Origin of the sequence: Actinosynnema sp. CA-299493 (genome assembly GCF_050946825.1) — a bacterium.
Lineage (GTDB): Bacteria > Actinomycetota > Actinomycetes > Mycobacteriales > Pseudonocardiaceae > Actinosynnema.
In genome coordinates, this window is record NZ_CP191993.1 from 3780298 (window position 1) to 3804529 (window position 24232).

General features: G+C 71.9%; 16 protein-coding genes. 6 read left to right on the plus strand and 10 right to left on the minus strand.

Features of this window, described 5'->3' with window-relative positions; translation table 11 throughout:
* Window positions 1-3 precede the first annotated feature (3 nt).
* Both ACQPYE_RS16935 and ACQPYE_RS16940 read right to left on the minus strand, forming a co-directional pair.
* Window positions 4-1272, minus strand: coding sequence for a lysine N(6)-hydroxylase/L-ornithine N(5)-oxygenase family protein (locus tag ACQPYE_RS16935; protein WP_498722274.1), 1269 nt, complete (start codon window positions 1270-1272; stop codon window positions 4-6).
* A 30-nt stretch (window positions 1273-1302) separates the two neighbouring features.
* Window positions 1303-2484, minus strand: a complete 1182-nt coding sequence (locus tag ACQPYE_RS16940; protein ID WP_498722275.1) for an NAD(P)/FAD-dependent oxidoreductase — start codon at window positions 2482-2484, stop codon at window positions 1303-1305.
* 461 nt (window positions 2485-2945) lie between these two features.
* Here ACQPYE_RS16940 and ACQPYE_RS16945 point away from each other — a divergent pair, with 461 nt between their 5' ends.
* Both ACQPYE_RS16945 and blsG read left to right on the plus strand, forming a co-directional pair.
* Window positions 2946-7967, plus strand: a complete 5022-nt coding sequence (locus tag ACQPYE_RS16945; RefSeq protein WP_498722276.1) for an amino acid adenylation domain-containing protein — start codon at window positions 2946-2948, stop codon at window positions 7965-7967.
* A gap of 15 nt (window positions 7968-7982) precedes the next feature.
* Entirely contained in the window at window positions 7983-9131 is a 1149-nt protein-coding gene (gene blsG, locus ACQPYE_RS16950; protein WP_498722277.1) for an arginine 2,3-aminomutase, read from the plus strand.
* 619 nt (window positions 9132-9750) lie between these two features.
* Here blsG and ACQPYE_RS16955 read toward each other — a convergent pair.
* From ACQPYE_RS16955 to ACQPYE_RS16965, 3 genes are read right to left on the minus strand one after another with little or no spacing between them, the layout of a single operon-like run.
* The gene (locus tag ACQPYE_RS16955; protein ID WP_498722278.1) at window positions 9751-10890 is read right to left on the minus strand and encodes an MAB_1171c family putative transporter; all 1140 of its coding nucleotides are present in this window, start codon (window positions 10888-10890) and stop codon (window positions 9751-9753) included.
* A complete protein-coding gene (locus ACQPYE_RS16960) occupies window positions 10883-11368 on the minus strand; it encodes a hypothetical protein (protein WP_498722279.1) in 486 nt (161 codons plus the stop codon). Before ACQPYE_RS16960 ends, ACQPYE_RS16955 begins: the two co-directional genes overlap by 8 nt.
* Entirely contained in the window at window positions 11365-11799 is a 435-nt protein-coding gene (locus tag ACQPYE_RS16965; protein ID WP_498722280.1) for a helix-turn-helix domain-containing protein, read from the minus strand. Before ACQPYE_RS16965 ends, ACQPYE_RS16960 begins: the two co-directional genes overlap by 4 nt.
* Before the next feature lie 279 nt (window positions 11800-12078).
* Here ACQPYE_RS16965 and ACQPYE_RS16970 point away from each other — a divergent pair, with 279 nt between their 5' ends.
* The 3 genes from ACQPYE_RS16970 (at window position 12079) to ACQPYE_RS16980 (ending at window position 19576) form a co-directional block, all read left to right on the plus strand.
* Complete coding sequence (locus ACQPYE_RS16970; protein WP_498722281.1) at window positions 12079-18714, plus strand: DNRLRE domain-containing protein; 6636 nt, start codon at window positions 12079-12081, stop codon at window positions 18712-18714.
* Window positions 18715-18854: 140 nt separating this feature from the next.
* The gene (locus tag ACQPYE_RS16975; RefSeq protein ID WP_498722932.1) at window positions 18855-19094 is read left to right on the plus strand and encodes a LuxR C-terminal-related transcriptional regulator; all 240 of its coding nucleotides are present in this window, start codon (window positions 18855-18857) and stop codon (window positions 19092-19094) included.
* Between the two features lie 149 nt (window positions 19095-19243).
* Complete coding sequence (locus tag ACQPYE_RS16980; protein WP_498722282.1) at window positions 19244-19576, plus strand: hypothetical protein; 333 nt, start codon at window positions 19244-19246, stop codon at window positions 19574-19576.
* Window positions 19577-19653: 77 nt separating this feature from the next.
* Here the strand turns inward: ACQPYE_RS16980 and ACQPYE_RS16985 are convergent, their stop codons facing one another.
* From ACQPYE_RS16985 to ACQPYE_RS16995, 3 genes are all read right to left on the minus strand, one after another.
* Window positions 19654-20133 (minus strand): hypothetical protein, encoded by a 480-nt coding sequence (locus ACQPYE_RS16985; RefSeq protein ID WP_498722283.1) that lies wholly within the window; start codon window positions 20131-20133, stop codon window positions 19654-19656.
* 303 nt (window positions 20134-20436) lie between these two features.
* Window positions 20437-20931, minus strand: a complete 495-nt coding sequence (locus ACQPYE_RS16990; RefSeq protein ID WP_498722284.1) for a hypothetical protein — start codon at window positions 20929-20931, stop codon at window positions 20437-20439.
* Between the two features lie 186 nt (window positions 20932-21117).
* Entirely contained in the window at window positions 21118-21291 is a 174-nt protein-coding gene (locus ACQPYE_RS16995) for a hypothetical protein (protein WP_498722285.1), read from the minus strand.
* A gap of 223 nt (window positions 21292-21514) precedes the next feature.
* Between ACQPYE_RS16995 and ACQPYE_RS17000 the strand changes: the two genes are divergently transcribed.
* On the plus strand, window positions 21515-22027 hold the full coding sequence (locus ACQPYE_RS17000; RefSeq protein WP_498722286.1) for a DUF1360 domain-containing protein: 513 nt from the start codon (window positions 21515-21517) through the stop codon (window positions 22025-22027).
* Window positions 22028-22408: 381 nt separating this feature from the next.
* On the opposite strand, the gene ACQPYE_RS17005 is transcribed toward ACQPYE_RS17000, so the two are convergent.
* Both ACQPYE_RS17005 and ACQPYE_RS17010 read right to left on the minus strand, forming a co-directional pair.
* The gene (locus ACQPYE_RS17005; RefSeq protein WP_498722288.1) at window positions 22409-23584 is read right to left on the minus strand and encodes a zinc-dependent alcohol dehydrogenase; all 1176 of its coding nucleotides are present in this window, start codon (window positions 23582-23584) and stop codon (window positions 22409-22411) included.
* Window positions 23581-24123 (minus strand): SRPBCC family protein, encoded by a 543-nt coding sequence (locus tag ACQPYE_RS17010; protein ID WP_498722289.1) that lies wholly within the window; start codon window positions 24121-24123, stop codon window positions 23581-23583. The genes ACQPYE_RS17005 and ACQPYE_RS17010 overlap by 4 nt, the downstream gene beginning before the upstream one ends.
* Window positions 24124-24232 lie beyond the last annotated feature (109 nt).

A 24232-nucleotide genomic window follows, 5' to 3' on the forward strand; every position in this document is an offset into this window, starting at 1 on the left:
TCCTCACCGCCTCTGGCCGAGGATCGACCGGACGATCTCCCCGGCCCGGACGGCCGTGGTGGACAACAGGCCCGCGGACAGCCCGTGCGACGACTCGGCGACCGCGCCCTGCAGGTAGATGCCGCAGTGCACGGAGTCGGAGGTCACCACCCGGTAGTCCCGGTCCAGGACCGGCCTGCCCGCTTCGTCGAGCTTGGCCAGGCCGCGCAGCATCGGCGTCGGGTCGGCCGGCCGGTAGCCCGTCGCGCACACCACGGCGTCCACGTCGAGGCGCGACACGGCGCTGGTCGGCAGGTGCTCGACCCGCAGCGCCACCCCGTCGTCGGTCTCGACCAGGCCGTGCAGCCGCGAGGCGTTCACGATCCGCAGCCGCGGCGTGCCCAGCACCTGCTCCTGGTAGTGGGTGCGGTAGAGCCGGGCGGACAGGTCGGCGTCGACCACCGAGTAGTTGGTGTTCGCGTGGTAGGCGAGCAACCGCGCCCGGGCGTCGGCCGGCGCGTCGAAGAACAGGTCGACCGCGTCGGGGTCGAACACCGCGTTGGCGAACGGGCTGTCGTCGGCGACGCTGTAGCCGTACCGGGAGAACACCGCCAGCACCTCGGCGCCGGGCAGTTCGCGGTGCAGGTGGTCGGTGACCTCGGCGGCGCTCTGGCCCGCGCCGACCACGGCCACCCGGCGCGGCGACCGCGCGCGCAGCTCCTCCACCCGGTGCAGCAGCTCGCCGCTGTGCCAGACGCGGGACGAGGTGGTCACGCCCGGCGGCAGGACCGGGGTCAGGCCGGTGGCGATCACGACGTTGCGGGTGCGGCGGGCCGTGGTGCGGCCGTCGCGGCGCACCACCACGTCCAGGTGCTCGACCGCGCCGTCCTCGGCGACCGGCTCGATGCCGACCACCTCGCTGCCGTAGGCGACGGAGTCGGCGAAGTGCCCGGCCACCCACTCCAGGTAGTCGTGGAACTCCACCCGCAGCGGGTACAGCGTCTTGCTGTTGATGAAGCCCGGCAGCCTGCCCTTGGCGTGCAGGTAGGCCACGAAGCTGTGCCCGCTCGCCGGGTTGCGCATCGACACCAGGTCCTTCAGGAACGACACCTGCATCGTCGCGCCGTCCAGCAGCATCCCCCGGTGCCAGCCGAACCGGGGCTGGCGCTCGAAGAACTCCGCCCTCAGCGCGTCGACCTCCGCCAACGCCACCGCGAGCGCCAGGTTCGACGGTCCGAACCCGACGCCGACGACGTCGGCCACCGTGGCGATCCCGCGCGGTACCGCAGCCAATCGCTCCGCCTCCCCAGTAGCAGTAGCGCGTCAGATGAAGTCGAGCAGCTCCTCGGTCAGCAGGTCCTCCATCGGCATGAGCCCGGCCACGACGGCGAAGTACCCCGCGGTCAGCTCCGGGTCCGCGGCGATGGCGCGCAGCACCGCCAGCCGCGCGTCGGTGACCTCCAGACGGGCCAGTTGCAGCGTGCCGTGGTAGCTCTCGACCAGTTCGTCGTCCCGCCGGGCGGCCCACGCGCGCAGGCCGGCGGCCCTCGTGCCGGGGTCGCGCAGACCGTCGCCGAGCGCGTCGGTCAGCAGCTCGGCCTGGAGGAACGCGTTGGAGATGCCCTGTGCGGTGATCGTGTCGCGGTGGTGGCCCGCGTCGCCCACCAGCGCCCAGCCGGGGCCGGCGGCCCGGCGGAAGAAGTTGCGCTGGTCGCCCGTGCCGACCAGCCTGCCGACCTGCTCGCCGCCGGCGAGCTGCTCGAACACCTCGCCGGCCGTGGTGGCCAGCGCGTCCAGGTGCGCGGCACGCGGGTCGGCGCGGACCTCGTCGAACCGGTCCTGCGGGAAGTACGTGGCCAGGACCGTCGCGCCCTCGTGCGTGGGGATGGTGGCGATCCAGCGACCGGTGCGCTCGTGGAACCCGAACCCGGTGTCGAGCCCGGTCCACAGCGAGTAGTACACGCAGCTCAGACGGGGGTCCTCGACCTCGGTGGGCGCGGCGACCAGGTCGGCGACCCGGGAGCGCATCCCGTCCGCGCCGACGACGAGGTGCGCCGGCGCGGCGACCTCGGCGCCCGAGGGCGCGCGGAACCGCACCCCCGTGACCGCGTCGCCGTCGGTGAGCAGGCCCCGCACCGACGAGGAGTCGGAGAACTCCGCGCCCGCCGCCACGGCCGCGTCCACCAGCACCTGGTCCAGCACGTGGCGCCGGGGGCCGTAGGCGGAGTCGACGCCCTCGAACGCGGGCGCGCGGCTGCTCAACCGCACGTCGCCGACCGAGTAGGTGACGGTGTCCAGCCGCGGCGCGCCCGAGGCGGTGATCGCGTCCAGCACGCCCCAGCGGGCCAATCGGGCCACACCCGGCTGGTGGATGTAGAGCGTGGACATGGTGTCGGAGGGGAACCGGGCCCGGTCCAGCAGCAGCACGCGGTACCCGCGGCGCGCGAGCAGCAGCGCGGTGGCCGCGCCGGCGCACCGGGCGCCCACCACCACGGCGTCGTACATGCCCGCCCTCCTCGGCTGCGCGCCCGGCCTGTCCGGCGCGGTGGTGACAAATGGCGGATAAAGCGATCGGTAAACAGGTCCGCTTAGATCGCGGAATATCGCTTATCGTTCGCAACGTAACTCATCGTCGGACGGAGCGCAACGGGCCGGAATAGCTGCGACAGCCAGCGGAAAAAGACCGGAGATCGTTGCCTTGACAACCCCTGGGGTGGCTGCTGTAGTGGCCTGGGAGAGCGGCGAGCGGCGGGGGTGGACATGTTCCGAGGTTCGTCGCAGTAGTCGTGTCGATTAGGCCGACCGGGTGTTCCGCAACCTGTTCGGACGCGTACGTAAATGTGGGTGGTGGCACACCGGAAATCTTCCGGAGCGCTGTTCGAGTACCCCGACGCACGATGCCGCCGCGCCTGTGGTCCGACCGGGGCGGGCGCGTCCGCGCATGTCCGTGAACGGATGGGATGACGATGGCTGACAGTGTCGCGCAAGCCAGGCGGGAGCTCCTGCGCCGGATGCTCTCGTCGGGGATGCCGTCCGGTGGGCGCGCGCCGGCCGAGCCGGTGCGGACTACCGAACGACCCGACCGGGTCCCGACGTCGGCCGCGCAGAACCGCCTGTGGTTCCTCGACCAGCTCAACGGTCCCAACGCCGCCTACAACGTGCCGTTCGTGCTGCGGCTGCGCGGGGCGCTGGACGAGGGCGCCCTGTGGTCGGCGCTGGACGACCTGGTGGCGCGGCACGAGGTGCTGCGGACGACGTTCGAGGTGGTGGACGACGAGGTCTTCCAGGTGATCGGCGAGGCACGACCGCTGCCGCGCGAGGTGCTGGACCTGCGCGCGCTGTCCGCCGCCGAACGCGACCCGGCGGCCGACGAGGCCATCCGGTCCGCCGCCGCCCGCCCGTTCCGGCTGGACGGCGAGCCGCTGGTGCGGGCGTCGCTGCTGCGCGTGGACGACCAGCTGCACCACTTCGTGCTGAACCTGCACCACGTCGTCACCGACGGCTGGTCCGAGACCACCTTGTTCCGCGAGTTCGGCGAGCTGTACTCCGCGCGCGCCCGCGGCGTGCCCGCCGACCTGCCGCCGGCCGCCCAGTACGCCGACTACGCGGTGTGGGAGGCGGAGCAGGCGGGCGGTCCGCTGTTCGCGGCGCAGCTCGCGCACTGGCGCGACCGCCTGTCCGGCCACCTGGGCGAGGCGGGCATCCCGGCCGACCGGCCGCGACCGGACGGGTCGAGCACGCGCGGCGACAACGTGCCGGTGGCGGTGCCCGACGACCTCCGCACCCGCCTCGGCGGCACGTCCCTGTTCACCGGCGTGACGACCGCGCTCGCGGTGCTGCTGCACCGGTACGGCGACCAGGACCGGGTGATCGTCGGCGTGCCGGTGGTCAACCGGACCCGCGAGGACTGGGAGTCCGCCGTCGGGTTCTTCGCCAACACGGTCGCGCTGCGGGTGGACCTGTCCGACAACCCGACGCTGGCCCAGGTGGCCGAGCGGGTGACGGCGGAGGTCCTGGACGCCCTCACCCACCAGCACGTGCCGTTCGACCGGGTGGTGGACGCGCTGGACGCCCAGCGCGGCGCGGGCATGAACCCGGTGTTCCAGGTGATGTGCTCGGTCAACGCCACCACGCCGCCACCGGCGATGACCGGCTTGGACGTGCGGCTGCGGGCGCTGGACAACGACACCGCGAAGTTCGACGTCGAGCTGGCCGTGGAGTACGACGAGCACGGCGTGGAGTGCCGCTTCGAGTACGCCACCGACCTGTTCGACCGGCCGACCGTGCAAGCGCTGGCCGGGCACTACCGCGTCGTGCTCGACGCCCTGCTGACCGCGCCGGCCACTCGTGTGGGCGACATCGCGCTGGCCGACGAGGCGGAGGCGACCGTCGTGCTGGACGGCGCCGAGGCCGTGCTGCGCGACCGTTACGGCGCACCGGTCCCCACCGGTGTCCCCGGTCGCGTGTGGACGGACGATCGCGAGGACGGCCGGGTGGCGAGGGTCCGCCGTGACGGCACGGTCGAGGCGGTGCTGGTCGGTGCGGGCGACACCGCGGGCGTGGAGGACTTCGTCGAGCCGGCCACGCCGGTCGAGCGCGAGCTGGCCGCCATGTGGGCCGGGGTGCTCGGTCGGGCTCGGGTGAGCCGGGACGAGAACTTCTTCCGCGGCGCGGGCGGCGACTCGATGCTGGCCACCAAGGTCGTGGTGCGGGTCCGGCGCAAGTGGGGCGTGCGCATCACCGTGCGCCAGATGCTCCAGTTCCCGGTGCTGAAGGACCTCGCCGCGCACCTCGCCCCACTGGTGCCCGAGACCGCGCCGGACGACGTGCCGGTGATCGACGCGGCGCCGACGGCGCAGGACGTGCCGCTGTCGTTCGCCCAGCAGCGCCTGTGGTTCATCGACCAGCTCGAACCGGACAGCGCCGCCTACAACATCGCCGAGCTGCTGGAGGTCACCGGCCCGCTGCGCGTCGACGCCCTGGAACGCGCCCTGAACGCGGTGGTCGCACGGCACGAGGCGCTGCGGACGTCGGTGGCGGTCGTGGACGGCGTGCCCGTGCAGCGGATCGCGCCCGGGCTGCGGCTCTCCGTGTCCGTCGTGGACGGTTCGTCGCCGGCGGAGGCCCGCGAGCGAGCCTGGCGGGAGGCGGACCGGCCGTTCGACCTGACCGCCGGGCCGTTGCTGCGCGTCACCGTCCACCAGACCGCCCCGGACCGGAGCCTGCTCGCGTTCACCTGGCACCACCTCGTGTTCGACGGCTGGTCGCAGGACCTGTTCTTCACCGAGCTGGCCGCGTTCTACGCCCGCGAGACCGGCCGCACCGCAACCGTGCCCCCGGCGCCGGTGATCCAGTACGCCGACTACACGCGGTGGCAGCGCGCGTCCCTGCGGGACGCGGAACTCGTGCGGTTGCAGGACTTCTGGTCCACGACCCTGGCCGATGCGCCCGCCTTGCTGGAGCTGCCCACCGACCGGCCGCGACCGGCCGTGCGCGGCACCGCGGGCAGCAGCAGGTTCCACGACCTGCCCGCGGACCTGGTGGACGGCCTGCGCGCGGTCGCCGACCGGCACGGCGTGACGCTGTACCTGGTGCTGTTCGCCGCGTTCAACGCGCTGCTGGCCCGGCACAGCGGGCAGACCGACATCGTGGTCGGCGGCACCACGGCCAACCGGGCCACCGAGGAGACCGAACGCGTCGTCGGCCTGTTCGTCAACACCCTCGCGCTGCGCACGGACGTGTCCGGCGACCCAGGGTTCGGCGAGCTGGCGGCCCGTGCGCGCGACACCGTCACCGCCGCGTACGCGCACCAGGACCTGCCCTTCGAGCAGGTGGTCGAGCTGCTGCGGGTGGAACGGTCCTCCAGCCGGACACCGTTGTTCCAGGTGCTGTTCGACTACCAGGAGGGCAGCTGGTCCACTGTGGACCTCGACGGGGTGACCGTCGAACGGGTGCGCGGCGCGGACAACGCGGCCATGTTCGACCTGACGTTCGTCGTCGTGGTCGACGACGACGGGCTGCACTGCGACCTCCAGTACGCCACCGACCTGTTCGACGAGGCCACCGCGCTGCGGCTGCTGGACCGGTGGGAAACCCTGCTGCGCGCCGTCGTGCGCGACCCGGACGCCCGCCTGCACGACCTGGACGTGCTGCCCGACCACGAGCGCGACCTGGTCACGCGGCGGTTCGGCACGCCAAGGCCCGCGGTCGGCGACCGGGAGCCGGTGACCGCGCGGATCGCGGCGCAGGCCGTGCGGCGGCCCGGCGCGACGGCCCTCGTGCAGGGCGACCGGCGCATGTCGTACGCGGAGCTGGACGAGGAGTCGGCCCGGCTCGCGGCCCACCTGGTGTCGTCGGGCGTCGGTCGCGGCGACCGGGTGGTGGTGTGCGCGCCGCGCGGGTTCGAGTACGTGATCGGCTCGCTGGCCGCGATGCGCGCCGGCGCGGTGTACGCGCCCGTGGACGCCGCGTTCCCCGCCGCCCGCGTGGCGCAGGTGCTGGCCACGGCCGGTGCGGCGGCGGTGCTGGTGACGGGGGAGACCCGCGGCCTGGTCGATGGCTTCGTCGGCGTCGTCGTGGCGGTGGACGAGCCGCGCGACCCGGCGCCCGCGCCCGACGTGCCGATCGGCCGGCACGACGCGGCCTACGCCATCCACACCTCCGGCTCGACCGGGCAGCCGAAGGGCGTGCTGCTCGACCACGGCGGCCTGGCGCTGCGCGTCGACTGGTACAACGCCGACTGCGCCACGACCGAGCACGACCGGGTGTCCCAGATCGCGGGCACCGGGTTCGACGTGTCGGTGCTGGAGATCTGGTCCGCGCTGACCGCGGGCGCCGAGCTGCACCTGGCCGACCCGGACACCACGGCCTCCGGCGAGCACGCCGTGCGCTGGCTGGCCGAGCACGCCATCACGGTCGGCTTCCTGCCCACACCGCTGTGCGAGCTGGCACTGGACGTGCCGTGGCCCGCGGGCAGCCCGCTGCGGGTGCTGAGCACCGGCGGTGACGCGCTGCGCAAGCGCCCCGCGCCCGACGCGCCGTTCACCCTGATCAACCTGTACGGCCCGGCGGAGGCCACGGTCGTCACCACGAGCTGCGCCGTGCCGCCGACCGGGCCGCGGGTGCCGTCCATCGGCATCCCGGTGCCCGGCGCCCGCGTGCACGTGCTCGACCGGCACCTCAACCCGGTCGGCGTCGGCGTGCCCGGCGACCTGCACGTCGGCGGCGGGGGAGTGGCCCTGGGCTACCTCGGCCGGCCCGACCTCACCGCCGACCGGTTCGTGCCGGACCCGTTCGGCTCCGGCGAGCGCCTCTACCGCACCGGCGACCTCGTCCGCTGGCTGCCCGACGGGACGCTGGACTACCTCGGCCGCATCGACACCCAGGTGCAGCTGCGCGGGTTCCGGGTGGAGCTGGGCGAGATCGAGGCGGTGCTGCTGGCGCACGCCGAGGTCACCGACGCCATCGTCGTGGCCCGCGACCTGCCCGGCATCGGCCTGCACCTCGTCGCCTACGTCGTGGGCGGCGCGGACACCGACGGGCTGCGGGCGCACCTGCGCGGCCGGCTGCCGGACTACATGGTGCCGGCGACGGTGCACCCGCTGCCCGCGCTGCCGCTCAACCGCAGCGGCAAGGTGGACCGGGCCGCCCTGCCCGAACCGGACCGCGCGGGCGACGAGGAGCACGTCGAGCCCCGCACGGACGTCGAGGTGGCCGTCGCCGCCGTCTGGTGCGACCTGCTGCGCGTGGACCGCGTGGGTCTGCACGCGAACTTCTTCGCCCTGGGCGGGCACTCGCTGCTCGCCACGCAGGTGGTCACGCGCCTGCGCGCCGAGCTGCACCGCGATCTGCCCGTGCGCCAACTCTTCGAGACACCGACCGTGGCGGAGCTGGCCGCGGTCCTCTCGACCGCCGCGACCACCGGGGCCGCCGAGCCCGCGGTCGTGCGGCGCGAACGCCGCCTGCAGCAGCTTCCAGTCACCTCCTGAGCAACGGAGCCACAGATGTCGGAGTCATTCGCCGCGCCCGCAGCGGCGCCGGGAGCACCTTCCGCCGAGCAGTGGTCGGACTGGCGCTGGCACATGCGCAACCGCGTCACGACCCTCGACAAGCTGCGCGAGTGGGTGAAGGTCAGCCCGGAGGAGGAAGAGGCGATCGCCGGGACGGCGGGCAAGTACCGCTGGAGCGTCACGCCGTACTACGCGTCCCTGATGGACCCGGACGACCCGGACTGCCCCATCCGGTTGCAGGCCGTGCCGGCGCACGGCGAGCTGCTGGAGTTCCCGGACGCCGACGTGGACCCGGTCGGCGACATGTTCTACCGCAAGACCAACCGCATCGTGCACAAGTACCCGGACCGGGTGATCATGCTGATCACCGAGTCGTGCCCGGTGTACTGCCGCCACTGCACCAGGAAGTTCCACACCACCGACGTGGAGGGCACGTACTTCCGCGACAACGAGGGCGGCGACTTCGAGGAGGACTTCCGCTACCTCCGGGAGCACCCGGAGATCCGCGACGTCCTGCTCACCGGCGGCGACCCGCTGTCCTACCGGGACGAGAAGCTGGAGACGATCATCTCCGGCCTGCGCGCCATCCCCAGCGTCGAGATCATCCGCATCGGCAGCAGGTTCCCCGTGCTGCTGCCGCAGCGCATCACCGACGAGTTCTGCGAGATGCTGTCCCGGTACCACCCGGTGTGGCTGAACACCCACTTCAACCACCCGCGCGAGATCACCCCCGAGTCGGCGGCGGCCGTGGACCGGCTGCTGCGCCACGGCGTGCCGGTCGGCAACCAGACCGTGCTGCTCAAGGGCATCAACGACGACGTGGACACGATGCGCAAGCTGATGACGGAACTGCTCCGCATCCGGGCCCGCCCGTACTACCTCTACCACTGCGACAACGTCACCGGCGTCTCCCACTTCATGACCTCGATCGAGAAGGGCTGGGAGATCATGGAGGCGTTGCAGGGGCACATGACGGGCTTCGGCGTGCCGCAGTACGTGCTGACCACCAGGATCGGGAAGATCCCGGTCAGCCAGCCCTACCACGAGGTGGTCGAGGACGGCCTGGCGCTGCGCAACTACCGGGGCCAGACGATGACCGTCACGGGCGAGCACTACCGGGTCACCAAACCACCATCGGCCTGACATCCGGCGAACGGCCGGCCACCTCGCCCGAAGGCGGCCGGCCGCTCGCCGTCTCCCCGACCTGTCGTGCGTTCCTGACAGGGCGGGGTGCGACCATTACCTCGCCCAACACGGCTCAGGGCGGCGCCAAAGTCGTGACATGGCAGTGTGACCTGCGGTTTCGGTGCGTCGTTGTGTTCGAGAATTGGCGGCAAATCGACGGTGAGTTGTGTCTCCAAGTAACCGACAGCGTGCTGGAAGCGGACTCCTTCCGGGCTGAGAATCGCGATATTCCGTCGTCGTGTGGACTGGGCCGCGTCCATTGGTACTGCGAGCCCTCGTACATGCCAGAGGGTGCGTCGCGGTAGGCCGAGTGCCCGGACACGGCGGCCATCGCCGGTGGGTGCGGCAGCAGCGCGCAAGCCGCTGGTGGACATCGCCGTGTCACCGTGCACCCGGCGGATCGGCCGGTCCGGAGTGGACCACCGCAGTCCTGGCGTGTCGTGGATGCGAGAGGTGAGCCTCGCCGTCCGGGCCCGCGACGCGCGTGAACAGCACTTCGGCGACGTATCGGCGCAGCGGTCCGGTATCCGTGTGCATCACCTCGCCACACCGAGAGCAGGAGCCGGACGGACTCGTGTCACCGGATGTGGTCGGCGGCGCCGAGGCCGGGAAGGGGTCGAGGAGCAGGTCGGTCTCCCGTGGTGGCGCGGTAGGCGGCGGAGACCTGGCGGAGGAAGAGGGTGTCCTCGACGAGGTCCGCGCCGCCGTTGACCGGGACGGGTTCGGAGGTGGGCGGGGCGCCGACGGCACGGGCGCGCAGGGCCGCCGCCACGGCCTCGGCCTCGACGGCGGCTTCGAGGGCGCGGCCGGTGAGTCCGGCCGCGGCGGCGCGGGCGTGGGCGGACGTGGTGGCGTCGGGGGTGCGGTAGGGCTGGAGGGCCAGCAGTCCGTCGCGGATCTCGATCACCCGGCGGTACAGGCGGAGCCGCAGGTGGCGTAGCACCAGGACGTCCGGCACGGTCGGCGGGTCCAGCGCGATGGCCGGGTCGGCGCGGTAGAGCGCCCGCCACAGCGGGCCCAGCCCGAGGTGCAGTCGGTAGCGGTCCAGCCAGTCCCGCGCGGCGGGCAGCGCGGCGCCGACCAGGACCAGCACGTACGCCGTGGTGGGGAGGACCTTGCCCGGCAGGGCGGTGCGACCGAACGGGAACTCGAAGCCGAGCCTGGGCGCCATCGCCAGCACGGACTTGTCGAGCAGGTACAGCAGCCCCAACGCGGTGCCGGCGACGACCAGCCGCAGGCTGACCCGCAGGACCCGGTCCTGCGCCCGCCGGGCGTAGCGCAGGCCCAGCAGGATCACCGCGGCGAAGGCGGGCACCTGCCCGGCGACGTAGGTCAGGCTGTACTCCATGACCCAGGGCGACTGCGGCAGCAGGTCGGGCAGCGCGGCGAAGAGCACGCACATCAGCGCGAAGGCCGCGGCTATCCACCTGGCGTGCCACCGCGAACCACGCGGCAGGCCGTTCACGCGGGCCATGAACTCCTGGGCCGCCCAGGCGGTGAACAGCATTCCCGCGTGGCTGACCAACCGCGCCGCGTGGGACTCCCCGGACAGCCGTCCCAGCGCCGCGTACACGACGGGCACCTGCGTGGTCAACGAGCACGCGAGGCCCAGCAGCACCCACCGCACGCAGCGGCGCGCGCCCTCGCCGCTGTCACGGGTGAGCACCAACGCCCACGCGAGCACCGCAGGCGCCCACTGGCGCAGCACCTCACCCATAACGCCCGCCGCCCAGGGCACTGCGCAGCCAGGCGGTGAGCGACGAGCCCGGCGCGTCGCGCTGGCGGATGAGGGAGGCGAGCAGTTCCGCCTCCCGCTCCTCCTCCGACGAGTAGCCGGCCCGCCCGAGGACTCGCCGCACGACCTCCGGGTCCAGGCTGGGGAACAGCACCCGGGCCCGCTCGGTCGCGGACAGCGACACCGGGTAGTGGTCGCACAGCACGTGGGCCAACTCGTGCAGGATGATGTGCTCCTGGTGCGGTGGCGTCGTGCCGCTCTCGTGGAAGATCAGGTCGGTGGTGTCCGTGGCGATCCACAGGCCGCAGACGTCCCCCAGGCCACTCAGGGGAACCAGCCGCATCGGCCTGCCCCGGCGCGCGGCGACCTGCCGGCACAGCTCGCGCACGTCGAACGGCACGGGCGTGGGCAGGTCGCGCAGGAGGGCGGCGTGGCGCCTGCGCAAGCCGGACCGGTTCACGCCTCGCTGCCCGGAGGGCTCGGGTGGGGCAGTCCTTCCAGCTCGCGGACCCGGTCGACCATCTCGGCTATGGCTTCCAGGCTCTTGGCGGACAGCCCGTTGGCGCGCAGCGCGATCTGCCGCACCGGCGCGTCGCGCAGCGCGGTGAGCAGCGTCAGTTCGGCGTCGATGCGCTCGGTCTGCGCGTCGTCGAAGAAGTACGCGGGCGGCACGCCGAAGAACCCGGCCAGCGCTTCCAGGTGGCGCTTGGTGGGGTTGTCGCGGATGCCCTTGCGCAGCTGCCACAGGTAGGTCGCGGAGATCGTGGGGCCCTGCTTGGCGCGGATCGCCGCGGCGACCTCTTCGAACGTGTACTCGCCGCCGTCGCGCGGGCGGACGGACCGGAACAGGTGGTCCACCTTGGCCGCGAGGGAACCGACGTGGTCCGACATGGCGACAGCCTACCGCCCCGACAACTGAGGTGAAGGAGAAGCGGTTCATCCATTTGCCCGCGTTGACAGGCCTCTTGAGCTGAGTTTACGGTTGCCCGAGCCTCATCAACTGACGTGAATTCGACCGCGAGCTGGAGGGGTGCCCGCGGTCGGGTGTGGTCGGGGGACCGCAGTCGGGATGGGTGGAACTCCAGCGCACGTCGCTTCGCACACCCGGGGGGAACTGTGGTCGTACCGTTAGCGCGCTCAGCGAACGGGTCATCACGCAGGACGAGGTTCTTGGCAACGGCGTTGGCCCTGGTGCTCGCCGCGAGCACCGCGGAGACGATCGCTCCTCCCGCGGCCGCGGCCCCACCGGAGCCGACGCCCGCGGCGACGGCCCCGGTGGAGTCGCGGCCGGACGTCGTGTCGGCGGCGGTCAGCGCGCGGGCGCAGGGCTCGCGCGTCGAGGTGGAGTCGATGCGGACCGAGACGTCGTCCACGTGGTCGAACCCGGACGGGACGTTGACCACGGAGGCCCACGGCGCGCCGATCCGCTTCAAGGACCCCGGCGGCCACTGGCGCACGGTGGACCTGAAGTGGCGCAAGGACCGGGATGGCAGCGTGGCCCCGACCGGCCACCCGTTGGGCCTGAAGCTGGGGAGGAGGAACGCCAAGGCCGGGACGTCCTTCGTCACGGCGGCGGCCGACCAGGCGCGTCAGGTCGAGTGGTTGGCGCCCTGGACGTTGCCGGAACCGAAGCTGGACGGGACCAAGGCCACCTACCCGGACGTGGAGCCCGGTGTCGACCTGGTGCTGCACACCCGCCGGTCGGGCTTCGAGTACGACTTCGTGGTCAAGACCCGCCCGGCCACCGCGCCGGTGTGGCGGATTCCCCTGCGCGTCAAGGGGCTGACCGCGAGGCAGCAGCCCGACGGCACGATCGACTTCCTCGGCGCCAAGGACGAGGTGCACTCCAGCATCCCGGTGCCGCTGATGTGGGACGCCGAGGTCGACGAGCGCAGCGGCGAGCACGTCAACCGCGCCGCGGTGGGCATCTCCGCCGAGACCGCCGCCGACGGGTCCACCACCCTCGTGGTCACCCCCGACCCGGTCTGGTTCAACGATCCCAAGCGGACCTACCCGATCACCGTGGACCCGACCTACGCGGTCGGCACGGCGTACTCCAGCTTCGACACCTGGGTCCAGTCGGACTACACCACCGACCAGTCCACCTCGTCGGAGCTGAAGCTGGGCACCTACAACGGCGGCGCGGTCAAGGCGCGGTCGTTCCTCAACTTCTCCGTAGCCCCGTTCAAGGGCAAGCAGATCGTGAGCGCGCACCTGTCGATGTTCGAGACGTGGTCCTACTCGTGCACCGCGTCGACGATGATCGTCCGCAGCACCTACGAGCTGGCGTCCACGGCCACGCGGTGGACCGCGCAGCCGACGTTCGGCTCGCAGTACGGGTCGACGAGCGTGGCCAAGGGGCATGACAGCGGCTGCCCGGCGGGACGGATGTCGGTGCCGATCACCCCTCTGGTGCAGGCGTGGTCGAACGCGCCCTACACCGTCGGCGGCATGGTGCTGGCGGCCGGCAACGAGGCGGACTCCAACTCCTGGAAGCGGTTCCACTCCAGCGAGAGCTCGGCCGACCCGTACGTCTCCTACACCTACAACCGACCGCCGGGCGCGCCGGCGACCGTGGAGCCGAGCGAGGCCGTCGCGTACGCGGCGCCGGGCGAGACGAGTTCGTGGCTGTACTCGTCGAGCCTGCGCCCCTGGGTGCGGACGAAGGCGACGGACCCGGACGGCAACACGGTGAAGTACGTCTTCGAGTTCTACACGGGCACGGGCTCGACCTTCAGCCTGAAGGGCACCTGCACGTCGTCGGTCTACGCGTCCGGCACGACGGCCGGTTGCCGTCCGGCGACGGACCTGCCGGACAACACCCTGCTCTACGTCCGGGCGAAGGCGAACGACGGCCGGCTCGACGGCCCCTGGGTCAACTACAACCAGCGGCTGCGCACAGGTGCGGCGACCCCGGCGTCGCCCGTCGTGTCGTGTCCGGCGCCGTACGACGTGAGCGACACCTGGCAGGACAACCCGCCCGCCACGGACGTCACGTGCACGATCACCGCGACCGGCACCGGCTACAACGCACCGGGCTACCTGAGGCTCATCGTGGACGGCAACCGCCCGGCGGCGAATTTCACCGGTGGCGCCGAAGGCCAGATCAAGATCACCCCGTCGAACGACCCGGCGGTCGCGAAGCACACCGTGACCTTCCCGAAGGACAAGGCGGGCCTGCACACCATCGTCGTGCAGGCCGAGACCCCGGCCGGCAAGCTCTCGCCGAACCGGACCCACAAGTTCGGCTGGGGCGGCACGACGCTGACCTCGCCGACCTCGACCCCCCGGATCACCACCACCGACAACATCCGCGTCACAGCCTCCGGCCCGCCGAGGGGAACCGCCTCGTCGGTGACCGCGAAGGTGAAGTGGCGCGTCTCCGGCTACGGTGGGAACAACGACCTGACCGGCTGGAACGACGCGACCGACCTGCCGGTGACCGACAACGGCGCCGGCGGCGTCAACGTCAACGCCCTCTGGGACACGAACCTCGCCAAGACCGACGCGAACCTGGACGCCGACCCCGACACCGCTGGCACCCAGCCCACCACGCTGAACGACCGGATCCCGGTCAAACTCGACATCCAGGTCTGCTTCAAGTACGGCACCACCGAGCAGTGCACCTGGTCCCAAGCCCCCGGCGCCACCGTGCAGCGCCTACCGCACGCCTTCGGCAACGGTTTCCCGGTCTCGGAAGCCGGCCCCGGCCAGGTCGCCCTGTGGACCGGCGAGTTCAACACCTCCGCGACCGACGTGTCGGTGCCCGGCTACACCGGCGACCTGTCCCTGTCCCGGTCGCACTCCACGTTCGCCGGCGCCACGGACGCGGTCACCGGCGTCTTCGGCCCCGGCTGGACCGCGCAGTTCGACGGCGCCGACGCCGGCGTGGCCGGGATGCGGGTCATCGACAGCACCCGCGTCGACGGCACCATCGTGCTGCTCGACGGCGACGGCAGCGCCCTGGTGTTCGAGTCCCCGAACGCAGCCCGACGCACCACGGCGTCCTTCCAGACCGGAACCTGGGTGGCCGCCGACGAGGACACCGCGCTCGATGCCGGCAAGTTGACCGTGACGGGCAGCGGCGCGGCGACCACCATCGCCTACACCGAGGACGACGGCACGATCACCACCTTCGCCACGACCACCGCAGACGCTCCGACAGCCGGCGCGGCCGGGAAGTTCCGGCCGGCGGGCATCACCGAGGCCGGGGTCGTGGGGAAGACCACCTACACCTACGACCCCGCGACCGGCCGCGTGACCCGCATCCTCGCGCCCGCCGCGCCCGGTGTCGTCTGCACCGACGCCCAGGGCGTCTACACCAACGCGGTGGGTTGCCGGTCGTTGCGGCTGGAGTACGGCACCTCCGGGTCGGCCAACGGGCGGCTGGTCGCCGCGTGGCTGGACATCTTCAACCCCGACAAGACCGGCGGTCCCGGCATGGACGCGGTCAAGGTCGCGGCCTACACCTACGACACGGCCGGACGCCTGGCGACGGCCACCGACCCGCGCGACAACCTCGGCACCACCTACGGCTACGACTCCGGCAACCGGCTCACGTCGGTGAAACCGGCGGGCCAGGTCCCCTTCCAGCTCGCCTACACCGCCACACCGAACGTCAAGCTGGCAGCCGTCAAGCGCGACCGACCCGCGGGCGACCCGACGGGCGGCGTCGCGACCCTGGCCTCGTTCGTCTACGACGTGCCGACCACCGGCACCGGTCTGCCCGACCTGTCGGCCGGCTCGGTCGGGCGCTGGAACCAGGCCGTCGCGCCGGTGAAGGGCTTCGCCGTCTTCGGCCCCGACCACCCGGTGAGCTCGACCTCAGCGGCGAACATCGCCGCCGGGGACTGGGAACACGCCGACCTGCGGTACACCGACGCCCAGGGCTACACCGTCAACACCGCCAAGTACGGCGCGGGAGCCTGGCAGCACACCGCCACCGACTACAACGCCCAGGGCAACGTGGTGCGCGAACTCGACGAACGGCCCCTGCGGCTGATCGTCGACCAGCAGCTTCCCCCCGCTGCCACCGCCGACCAGTTGGCCACGATCACCACCTACAACGCCGACATCGTCAACGGCGCCACCGTGGTGACCCCGGCGGGCACCCTGGTCACCGACACCTACGGCCCGGCGCGGACGGCCGCGCTGCGCGACGGCTCGCTGCGTTGGCTGCGCACCCACACACGCACCGACTTCGACCAGGGCGCGCCCAACGGCGGGATCAACCCGGCGACGACGCTGCCCTACCGGTTGGCGACCGCGGAGACGGCGTTCGCCCACGACCCCGGCACCGGCCAGGACGTCGAGGTGGTCTCGCGCACCCTCACCGACTACGCCGCCCCCGTCGCGGGCGACGCGGCCGGGTGGGCGCTGAGCCTGCCGGGCCGGGTGACCACCGATGTCGACCTCGACGGCACGCCGACCGCGGGCGACATCGTCCAGGTCACCCGCTACGACACCGAGGGCCGTGCCGTCGAGACCCGGCAGCCGGCCTCCAACGGCGCGGACGCGGGCACCACCAGGACCGTGCACCACACCGTCGCGGCGAACCCCGCGCACGCCGAGTGCGGCGGGAAACCGCAGTGGGCGGGCCTGGTCTGCAAGACCTTCCCGGCCGCCGCGCCCAGTTCGGGGCCGACCCTGCCCACGACCACCACGACCGGGTTCACCTACCTGCTCTCGCCGACCACGGTGGTGGAGACCTCCGGCGCGGTGACCAGGACGTCCACGACCACCTACCTGCCCGACGGCCGCACGGCGTCCACCTCGACGGCCGTCACCGGTCTGACCGGGTCGACGCCGAACACCCGCAAGGAGACCGAGTACGACCCGCTGACCGGCGCGGCCACCAAGGTGACCGCGAAGAACACCGACGGCTCGACCGCCGGCACGGTGACCACCGGGTACGACTCCTGGGGTCGGCAGACCACCTACCAGCCCTCCGGGGAAACGGCCACCACCACCGTCTACGACGCCTCCGGCGCCGTGGCGACCGTGACCGACGCCAACGGGTCCACCCGCTACACCTACGACGGCGCCGACGCCGCCGGCAGGACCGAACGCCGTGGCCTGGCCACCAAGGTCGAGGTGACCACCGCCGGCTCCACGTGGACGTCGACGGGGGCCTACGACGCCGACGGCGGCCTGGTGGTCCAGAAGCTGCCCGGCGGCATCACCCGGCACACCGACCTCGACAACGCCGGCGAACCGGTGGGCCTGCGCTACACCGGCCGGGTCACCGCGGTGGAGGAGGACGGGACCACCACCGTCGACCCCGACGGCGGCTGGCTCGCCTGGTCCCAGGACAACGACGTCACCGGCCGTGTAGCCCACGAGTGGACCCCGGAGGGCAGCGCCTTCACCGGCCCCGCCGGCAGCGGCCCCGGTGACGCCGTCCCCTACGACCGCGCCTACACCTACGACGCCGCGGGCAGGCTCACCCAGGTCCGCGACCGCACCGCCGCGACCACCGGCGTGGACATCACCGACCCGGCGGAAACCCCGGCCTGCGTCACCCGCTCCTACGGCTTCGACGGCAACCACAACCGCCTCACCAGGACCACCGCCCCCGCCGCAGTGGACGGCTCCTGCACCACGACCGGCGGCACGACCGTCAACCGCACCTTCGACACCGCTGATCGCCCCGTCACCGGGGCCGGTGGTCAGGGCGCCTACACCTACGACCCGTTCGGCCGCACGCTGACCCTGCCCGCCTCCGACGCACCCCGTCCACAGGTCGGCGACGTGGCGTTGACCTACCACGACAACGACCTCGCCAAGTCCATCGCCCAGGGCGGCGTCACCACTACGTTTGCCCTCGACGCCCTCGACCGCCGCGCCACCGAGACCGTCACCGGCACGGCGGGATCGACGCAGACCGTCCGGCACTACACCGACACCTCTGACAACCCGACCTGGGTCACCCGCAACGGCGTCACCCGCCGCTACGCCGAACTGGTCGGCGGCGATTTGGCCCTGACCGTCGACAACACCGGCACGGCAGAGCTGACCATCGCCAACCCCCACGGCGACGTGGTGACGACGGTCGACCTTCCGGCTGCGGGCACCGCCGCGACTTCGATCGCCGGGTGGAGCACGTACGACGAGTACGGCAACCCCTCCGCGGTCAACAGCACCACGACGGGCGAGGTCGAGTACGGCTGGCTGGGTGCCAAGCAGCGTGCGATGTCCGGTGCGGGCCTGACCCTCATGGGCGTCCGCCTGTACAACCCGGTGACCGGGCTCTTCACCAGCACCGACCCGGTGTCGGGCGGAAACAGCAACGCGTACACCTACCCTTCGGATCCGGTCAACGACGAGGACCTCGACGGCCGGTGGCGCAAACCGAAGTGGCTCACGTGGAAGAACGTGGGACGAGCCGCCGGCGTTGCCGCGTTCGGCGTCTGCGTCTTCGCCTCGGCCGGCCTCTGCCTCGGTGCAGGTCTGGCAGCGGGCGCCCTGGCGGCGCGTGGCAGCGCGGGCAGGTGGGGTGGCCGCAAGTACTGGAAGTCCTTCGGGATCAGCGCTGCTTGGGCGCTGGCGGGCGGCGCGGTGGGCAAGGGCATCTCGCGCATGTACGGGGCGCGGGCGACCAGCCATGCCAAGCACATGCGCATGGGTCGGTTGCGGAAGTTCTACCGCAACAGGATCTGGCGATCGAGCGGCCCCGTGTCGTCTCGTGTCGGTGTGCGCCATCACCGCTCACTGCACTACATGCACCAAGCGAAGACCGGCTTCGTGATGAACGTCTACCAGAATGGCTGGTACAAGCGAAAGCGCAAGAACTACGGCGCCGACTGAGCGCACCGGACGACGTTGCCTCGGTAGTCCCCGGCTCCGGCCGGGGACTACCGAGTCGCAGACGGAGCGTCACGGGTCCGACGCAGCACGGCGACCTCGTCGTAACGCCAGGCTTCACGATCATGCTCCTGCGGTCGGTGATGCACGATCACCGCAGGTCGGCAGCCCGGTGCAGAGTATCGACACCCACAGGACCTGACCTGAGCCTGTGGGAGACCGAGGTTCTGCGACTCCTCGTCGACGGTCGGACCAACGCCCAGATCGTCGCCGAACGGTGCCTGAGCGAACGGACCGTGCACCGGCACGGGAGCTTCCGAAAACCCGTTGACCGGCGGTCGGCGGGCCGGACATCATGGCCGACATGCAGCAGTGACCAGTGACCACCGGAGATGCCGCCGCGGGCTCGTTCCCGCCGCTCTCCGCAGTGCCGCTCGAAGCCCGCACCGCGTGATCGGTGCCGGGCCGCACACCACTGGTCCCGAGGCGGTGCACCACGCCTCCTGCACGAGCACTGGAGTCCACGGAAACCATGAGCGAACTCCGCCCTGCCTTCCTGCTCGCCGAACGCGTCGGGTCGGTCATCGACCGCGAAGCGCTGTGGGCGGTCGGCGCCCTCGGCCTGTCCGCCGTCCGCACAACGGGGGCGCCGATCCGCGAACGCATCCACGTACCACTGCTCGAACGCGATCGGCGGCGCATGTTCGAGGGCGACGAGCACGTCCACGGTCCGTCATCCGGCCGCGGGCGCCACGCCGTCCGGCACGGCCGCGTGCGAGCCCGAGGGGAGCGACACCTGGGCACCGGGGCCCGGCACGCGGTGCTCCGCGCTCGACTGCGGGGTCGAGGTCGCCGTCAGCTGTGAACAGCCGTCACCGAGGCGTTGCGACATGATGTCCGGATGTGGGTGGTGGCGGCCACCCACATCCGGTCCGGGGGCGGTCAGGCAGCGGCGGCGGCGCAGGCGGGGGCTGCGGCTGGGGCGGCCATCGCCGTGGTCGTCGCGGGCGGGCCGGCGTTCGCCGGGCGGGTGCCGGAGCAGTAGTGGGACGACACCTCGCCGTCGGCGGAGTCGCCGAACGCGAACACCAGGTACGACTGGCCGACGTAGAGCGAGAGCCCGCACATCGACCCGGCGTAGTGGGTCGTCACGGTCACGGTCGCCGGCACGTCGCCCTTGTACTCCTGGTCGACCTGCACGGTGTACGCGCGCAGGTCGTCCCAGACGTAGTCGGGCTTGCCGCGCTCCAGGACGGTGGACGCGGACACGTAGCCGCTGAACACGTGATCGGCTCGTGCGTAGCGCTGTGGTTCGGTGTCGTAGGGCGTACAGCTGCACGCACTGGCAGTACCGGTGAGCACGACGGCGGACAAGACGGCCGTCAGCACCACGGCACCGGTGGCGTGAGCGAGAAAACGCAAGCGCGCCAATGAAAGCTCCCCTGATCGGGTGAACGGCGGCGATGCTCTTCCAGCGTATCGCTCGACGCTCCGGCAGGCATTCGCCCAGTTGCCATTTCACCGAGTCAGGTGCTGCACATCGACGCCACCACAACCCTGTGCCGCACGGCGGACTTCCTCCACCTCGACACCGTGCTCGGCAGGCGCCTCTACGCGCTGGCGTCCCTCGAACACGGCGCACATCACCGGTGTCACCGCTCACCTACCTGGGAGTGGACGACGCAGCAGGCCAAGAACCCCGCCGCCGACTGTCGGGCTCTCGGGTCAGTAGTCGTCGGACGCCTGGCCCCGGCCCACGGCCTCGGCGCGGATCTCGTCCTGGCGCGACAGCGTGTCCGGGTCGGCCCGCACGAGTTCCTCGGGATGGTCGGTGCGCACCAGTTCGGGCTCGTCCTGAGTGATCGCGTCGGCGTCGAAGCTGAGCACCTCCTCGCCGGGCTCCGACGAACCGCCCAGGTCCGACGGGTCGCCCCGGTCGACCGGTTCGGGCGCGGGCGCACCGGGCTCGACGTCGGGCTGCTCCTCGGCGAGCCGCTCGTCCAGCGGACGGGGGTGGGACTCCTCCCACGGCGTCATGCCGTACTTGGTCACGCCGGACCAGTCCTCGGGCGGGTCCATCCCCGCCTCCAGCGGGTCCTTCCGGAGGCGGTCCTCATCGAGGTCCTCGGCGCTGTTCAACGCCGCCGGGTCGTTCTCGGCGGCGTCGGGCGATCCGGTGCCCTGGGGGTCGGCGTACGAATTCAGGTCCTCCGCGCTCATGGCGTTCGTGTACCCCCGAATGGCGGCTCCGGAACCCGCTTCCGCCGAATACGGCGGCTCGACCACTGACCTCTCGGACAGTCGACGTCCGACATCTCCCTCGACGACGTAGCTGGGCGCGCTGCCACCCGAACCCGCACCCGGCCTCTCGGTCGAGTTCAAGTGGGGCGATTACCGCGCCCTGGCCTACGCCGCGGGCACGACGTGCGCCTGCTCAGCCGCAACGGCCTGCCCCTCATCGAGGACTACCCCGAGGTACGCGTTCTGTCCGACCTCGTGGCAGGTCGACCGGTCGTCCTCGACGGCACCCTGCTCGTCGGCGTCCACGACCACACCGGCGTCCTGCGCTACGCCGGCCACGTCGGCATCGGAGCCGGCTGGACCACCGCCGGCCGCCTTCGCCACCCCCTTCCGGGGACTCCGAGCCGACCTCGACCCGCACGACGTGCGCACGTCCACCGGTTGACGCCGGAATTTCGACGTAGTCCGTGCTCTGACAGCGGGGACCGCGGTGGGCGGAGGCGTCGAGCATCCGTAGGCATCAGGACCGTTTGCACGGGCGCGGACCGGTAACCCCGCGTCCATGTCGATAGCCGAGTGGTGGCGTCACACCAGATCAACTTATGCCGGTGACGAACAGCGGCCGCTGGGCGGTTACGCGACGTCCCTCCTGTCGTACGCGGCGCTGGTCGGCGTGGCGACCGCTGTCGGCAGGCGGCGGGGCGTTCGCCTGCCGGAGCGGTGGTCCACCAGGGACGTGGTGTTGCTGTCGGTGGCCACGCACAAGGCGAGCCGGCTGGTGGCGAAGAGCTCGGTCACCAGCGTGCTGCGGGCGCCGTTCACCCGCTATGACAGCGCCGCGGGCGAAGCGGAGGTCAACGAGTCGGCGCGCGCCGGACATCGGCACGCGGTCGGTGAACTGGTGACCTGCCCGTTCTGCTCCGGGGTGTGGATCGCCGGCGCGTTGACGGCAGGCCGGGTCCTCGGTCCGCGCGTCACGCTGCTGCTGATGACGGCGCTGACCGCGGTCGCGGCGTCGGACTGGCTGCACCTGGCTTACGACTACGCCAAGCAGGCAGCGGCCTCGCGGTCCTAAGCGGACCGAGAGGCCACGACCGTCGGGGCACGACGACCACTGGCCGGCCGTGACGGGTGAACGGGCCGCCCGAAAGGGTGAAGGAACTGCCGGAGCCATTGGTCCGGCTGCGGGACGACATCGAGTTCCGGGTCCGGCCGGCCACCGGCGACAGTCGTTGTCTACAAACGATTGTCTGAGCTTGACCAGCAGGCGCAGCCGGCCCCGCAGACCGGTCACCTCACGGCGCCCGGGGACCGGTGGTGCTCCTCGTCGGTGCTCGCGCGAAGGCCGGGCCGGCTCTTCGGCCACGACGAGCACCGATGGGACGGACCGGCGCTGCCGAACGATCACCGCGTCCGGCCACCACGCCCGCCGCGGTGATCCGGACGTGGGTGACCGTCAAGGTTTGAGGACGACCTTCTCGCAGTTGTCCTGCTTGTTCTTGAAGATCTCGAAGCCGCGTTCCGCCTCGTCGAGCCGCAGGGTGTGGGTGATGATCCGGGTCGGGTCGATCTCCCCGCGCTCGATGCGCTCCAGCAGCGGCTTCATGTAGCGCTGCACGTGGCACTGCCCGGTGCGCAGGGTCAGCGATCGGTTCATCCACGCGCCGGCGGGGAACTTGTCCAGCAGGCCGCCGTACACGCCGATCACCGAGACCACGCCGCCACTGCGGCACGACATGATCGCCTGGCGCAACGCGTGCGGGCGTTCGGTCTCCGACCGCACCGCCTGCTTGATCCGGTCGTAGGCGCCGATGTGCGCGCTGCCGTGGGTGGCCTCCAGACCAACCGCGTCGATGCACTTGTCCGGGCCGCGCCCACCGGTCAGCTCCAGCAGCCGGGAGCGGACGTCGACCTCCTCGAAGTTCACCGGCGTGTGGCCCGCCCGTTCCGCCAGCTCCAACCGGTAGGGCTCCTTGTCGATGGCGATGACCTGCGCGGCGCCCAGGAGCCGGGCGCTGTCCATGGCGAACTGGCCGACCGGACCGGCGCCCCAGACGGCCACCACGTCGCTGGGTCGGATGTCGCACATCTCGGCGCCCATGTAGCCGGTGGGCAGGATGTCGGACAGGAACAGCACCTGCTCGTCGGTCAGGTCGGACTCGATCTTCAGCGGGCCGACGTCGGCGAACGGCACGCGCGCGTACTGCGCCTGACCGCCCGCGAAGCCCCCGGTCAGGTGGGAGTACCCGAAGATCCCGGCGACCGGGTGGCCGAACATCTTCTCCGCGATCCCGGCGTTGGGGTTGGAGTTCTCGCAGCAGGAGTACAGCTCGGCCGCGCAGGCGGCGCACGCGCCGCAGGCGATCGGGAACGGCACGACGACCCGGTCCCCGACGCGCAGCCGGCCCGGGTCGACGCCCGGACCGACCTCGACCACCTCACCCATGAACTCGTGCCCCAGGACGTCCCCGTCCTGCATGGTCGGCACGTAGCCGTCGACCAGGTGCAGGTCCGAGCCGCAGATCGCGGTCGAGGTGATCCGGACGATCGCATCGCGGTTGTTCAGGATCCTCGGGTCCGGCACGTCGCGGACCTCGACCTTGTTGCGGCCCGCCCAGGTGTTCGCCCTCATGCGTCCGCTCCCTTCGCGAGCTCGGAATCCGACAACGGTTGCGCCGGCCGTTGCGGGAACTCCTCACGCGCCCTCTTGCCCCACGGGGCGCCGTCGGAGCGGACCACCTCGCCGGTCTCCAGGACCTGCTTGAACCGGCGCAGGTCGTCGTCGAGCTGCTGGTGCGGTTCCTCGCCGAAGTACTTGGCGACCGCCTTGCCGACCGCGCCGCCCGGGATCTCGTACACCAGGACGACGAACACCTCGGTGCTCACACCGTCCGGGGCGGGCAGGAAGCGGACCGTGCCGGCGTTCGGCACGGCGGCCTCCCCGGTCGACCGCCACACGATCTTCTCGCCGGGCGTCTCGTCGGTGATCTCCGCGTCCCACTCGACGTCCTTGCCGAATGGGGCACTGGCCGACCAGTGGCTCGTCCGGCCACCGGTGGTGCGGACCTGTTCGAGGTGTGCCATGAACGTCGGGAGGTTCTCCAGGTCGCGCCAGAACGCGTAGACCTCCGACGCGGGTTTGCGAATGGTTGTCGTTGCTGTCAACTCCACAGATCCTCCTGTGCGTGCTCTCCGCGCCACCGGCACGGAACCGGCGCGTGTCGCTCAAGTGGCCTGCACGACGGTCAGCAGGTCCAGTGCCGTGATCCCGGCGACGGCG

Coding starts and splice junctions, on each gene's coding strand:
- ACQPYE_RS16940 (WP_498722275.1), bottom strand. CDS start 2,484: ATGTACGACGCCGTGGTGGTGGGCGCCCGGTGCGCCGGCGCGGCCACC.
- ACQPYE_RS16945 (WP_498722276.1), top strand. CDS start 2,946: ATGGCTGACAGTGTCGCGCAAGCCAGGCGGGAGCTCCTGCGCCGGATG.
- blsG (WP_498722277.1), top strand. CDS start 7,983: ATGTCGGAGTCATTCGCCGCGCCCGCAGCGGCGCCGGGAGCACCTTCC.
- ACQPYE_RS16955 (WP_498722278.1), bottom strand. CDS start 10,890: ATGGGTGAGGTGCTGCGCCAGTGGGCGCCTGCGGTGCTCGCGTGGGCG.
- ACQPYE_RS16965 (WP_498722280.1), bottom strand. CDS start 11,799: ATGTCGGACCACGTCGGTTCCCTCGCGGCCAAGGTGGACCACCTGTTC.
- ACQPYE_RS16975 (WP_498722932.1), top strand. CDS start 18,855: ATGCACGATCACCGCAGGTCGGCAGCCCGGTGCAGAGTATCGACACCC.
- ACQPYE_RS16980 (WP_498722282.1), top strand. CDS start 19,244: ATGAGCGAACTCCGCCCTGCCTTCCTGCTCGCCGAACGCGTCGGGTCG.
- ACQPYE_RS16990 (WP_498722284.1), bottom strand. CDS start 20,931: ATGAGCGCGGAGGACCTGAATTCGTACGCCGACCCCCAGGGCACCGGA.
- ACQPYE_RS17000 (WP_498722286.1), top strand. CDS start 21,515: ATGTCGATAGCCGAGTGGTGGCGTCACACCAGATCAACTTATGCCGGT.
- ACQPYE_RS17005 (WP_498722288.1), bottom strand. CDS start 23,584: ATGAGGGCGAACACCTGGGCGGGCCGCAACAAGGTCGAGGTCCGCGAC.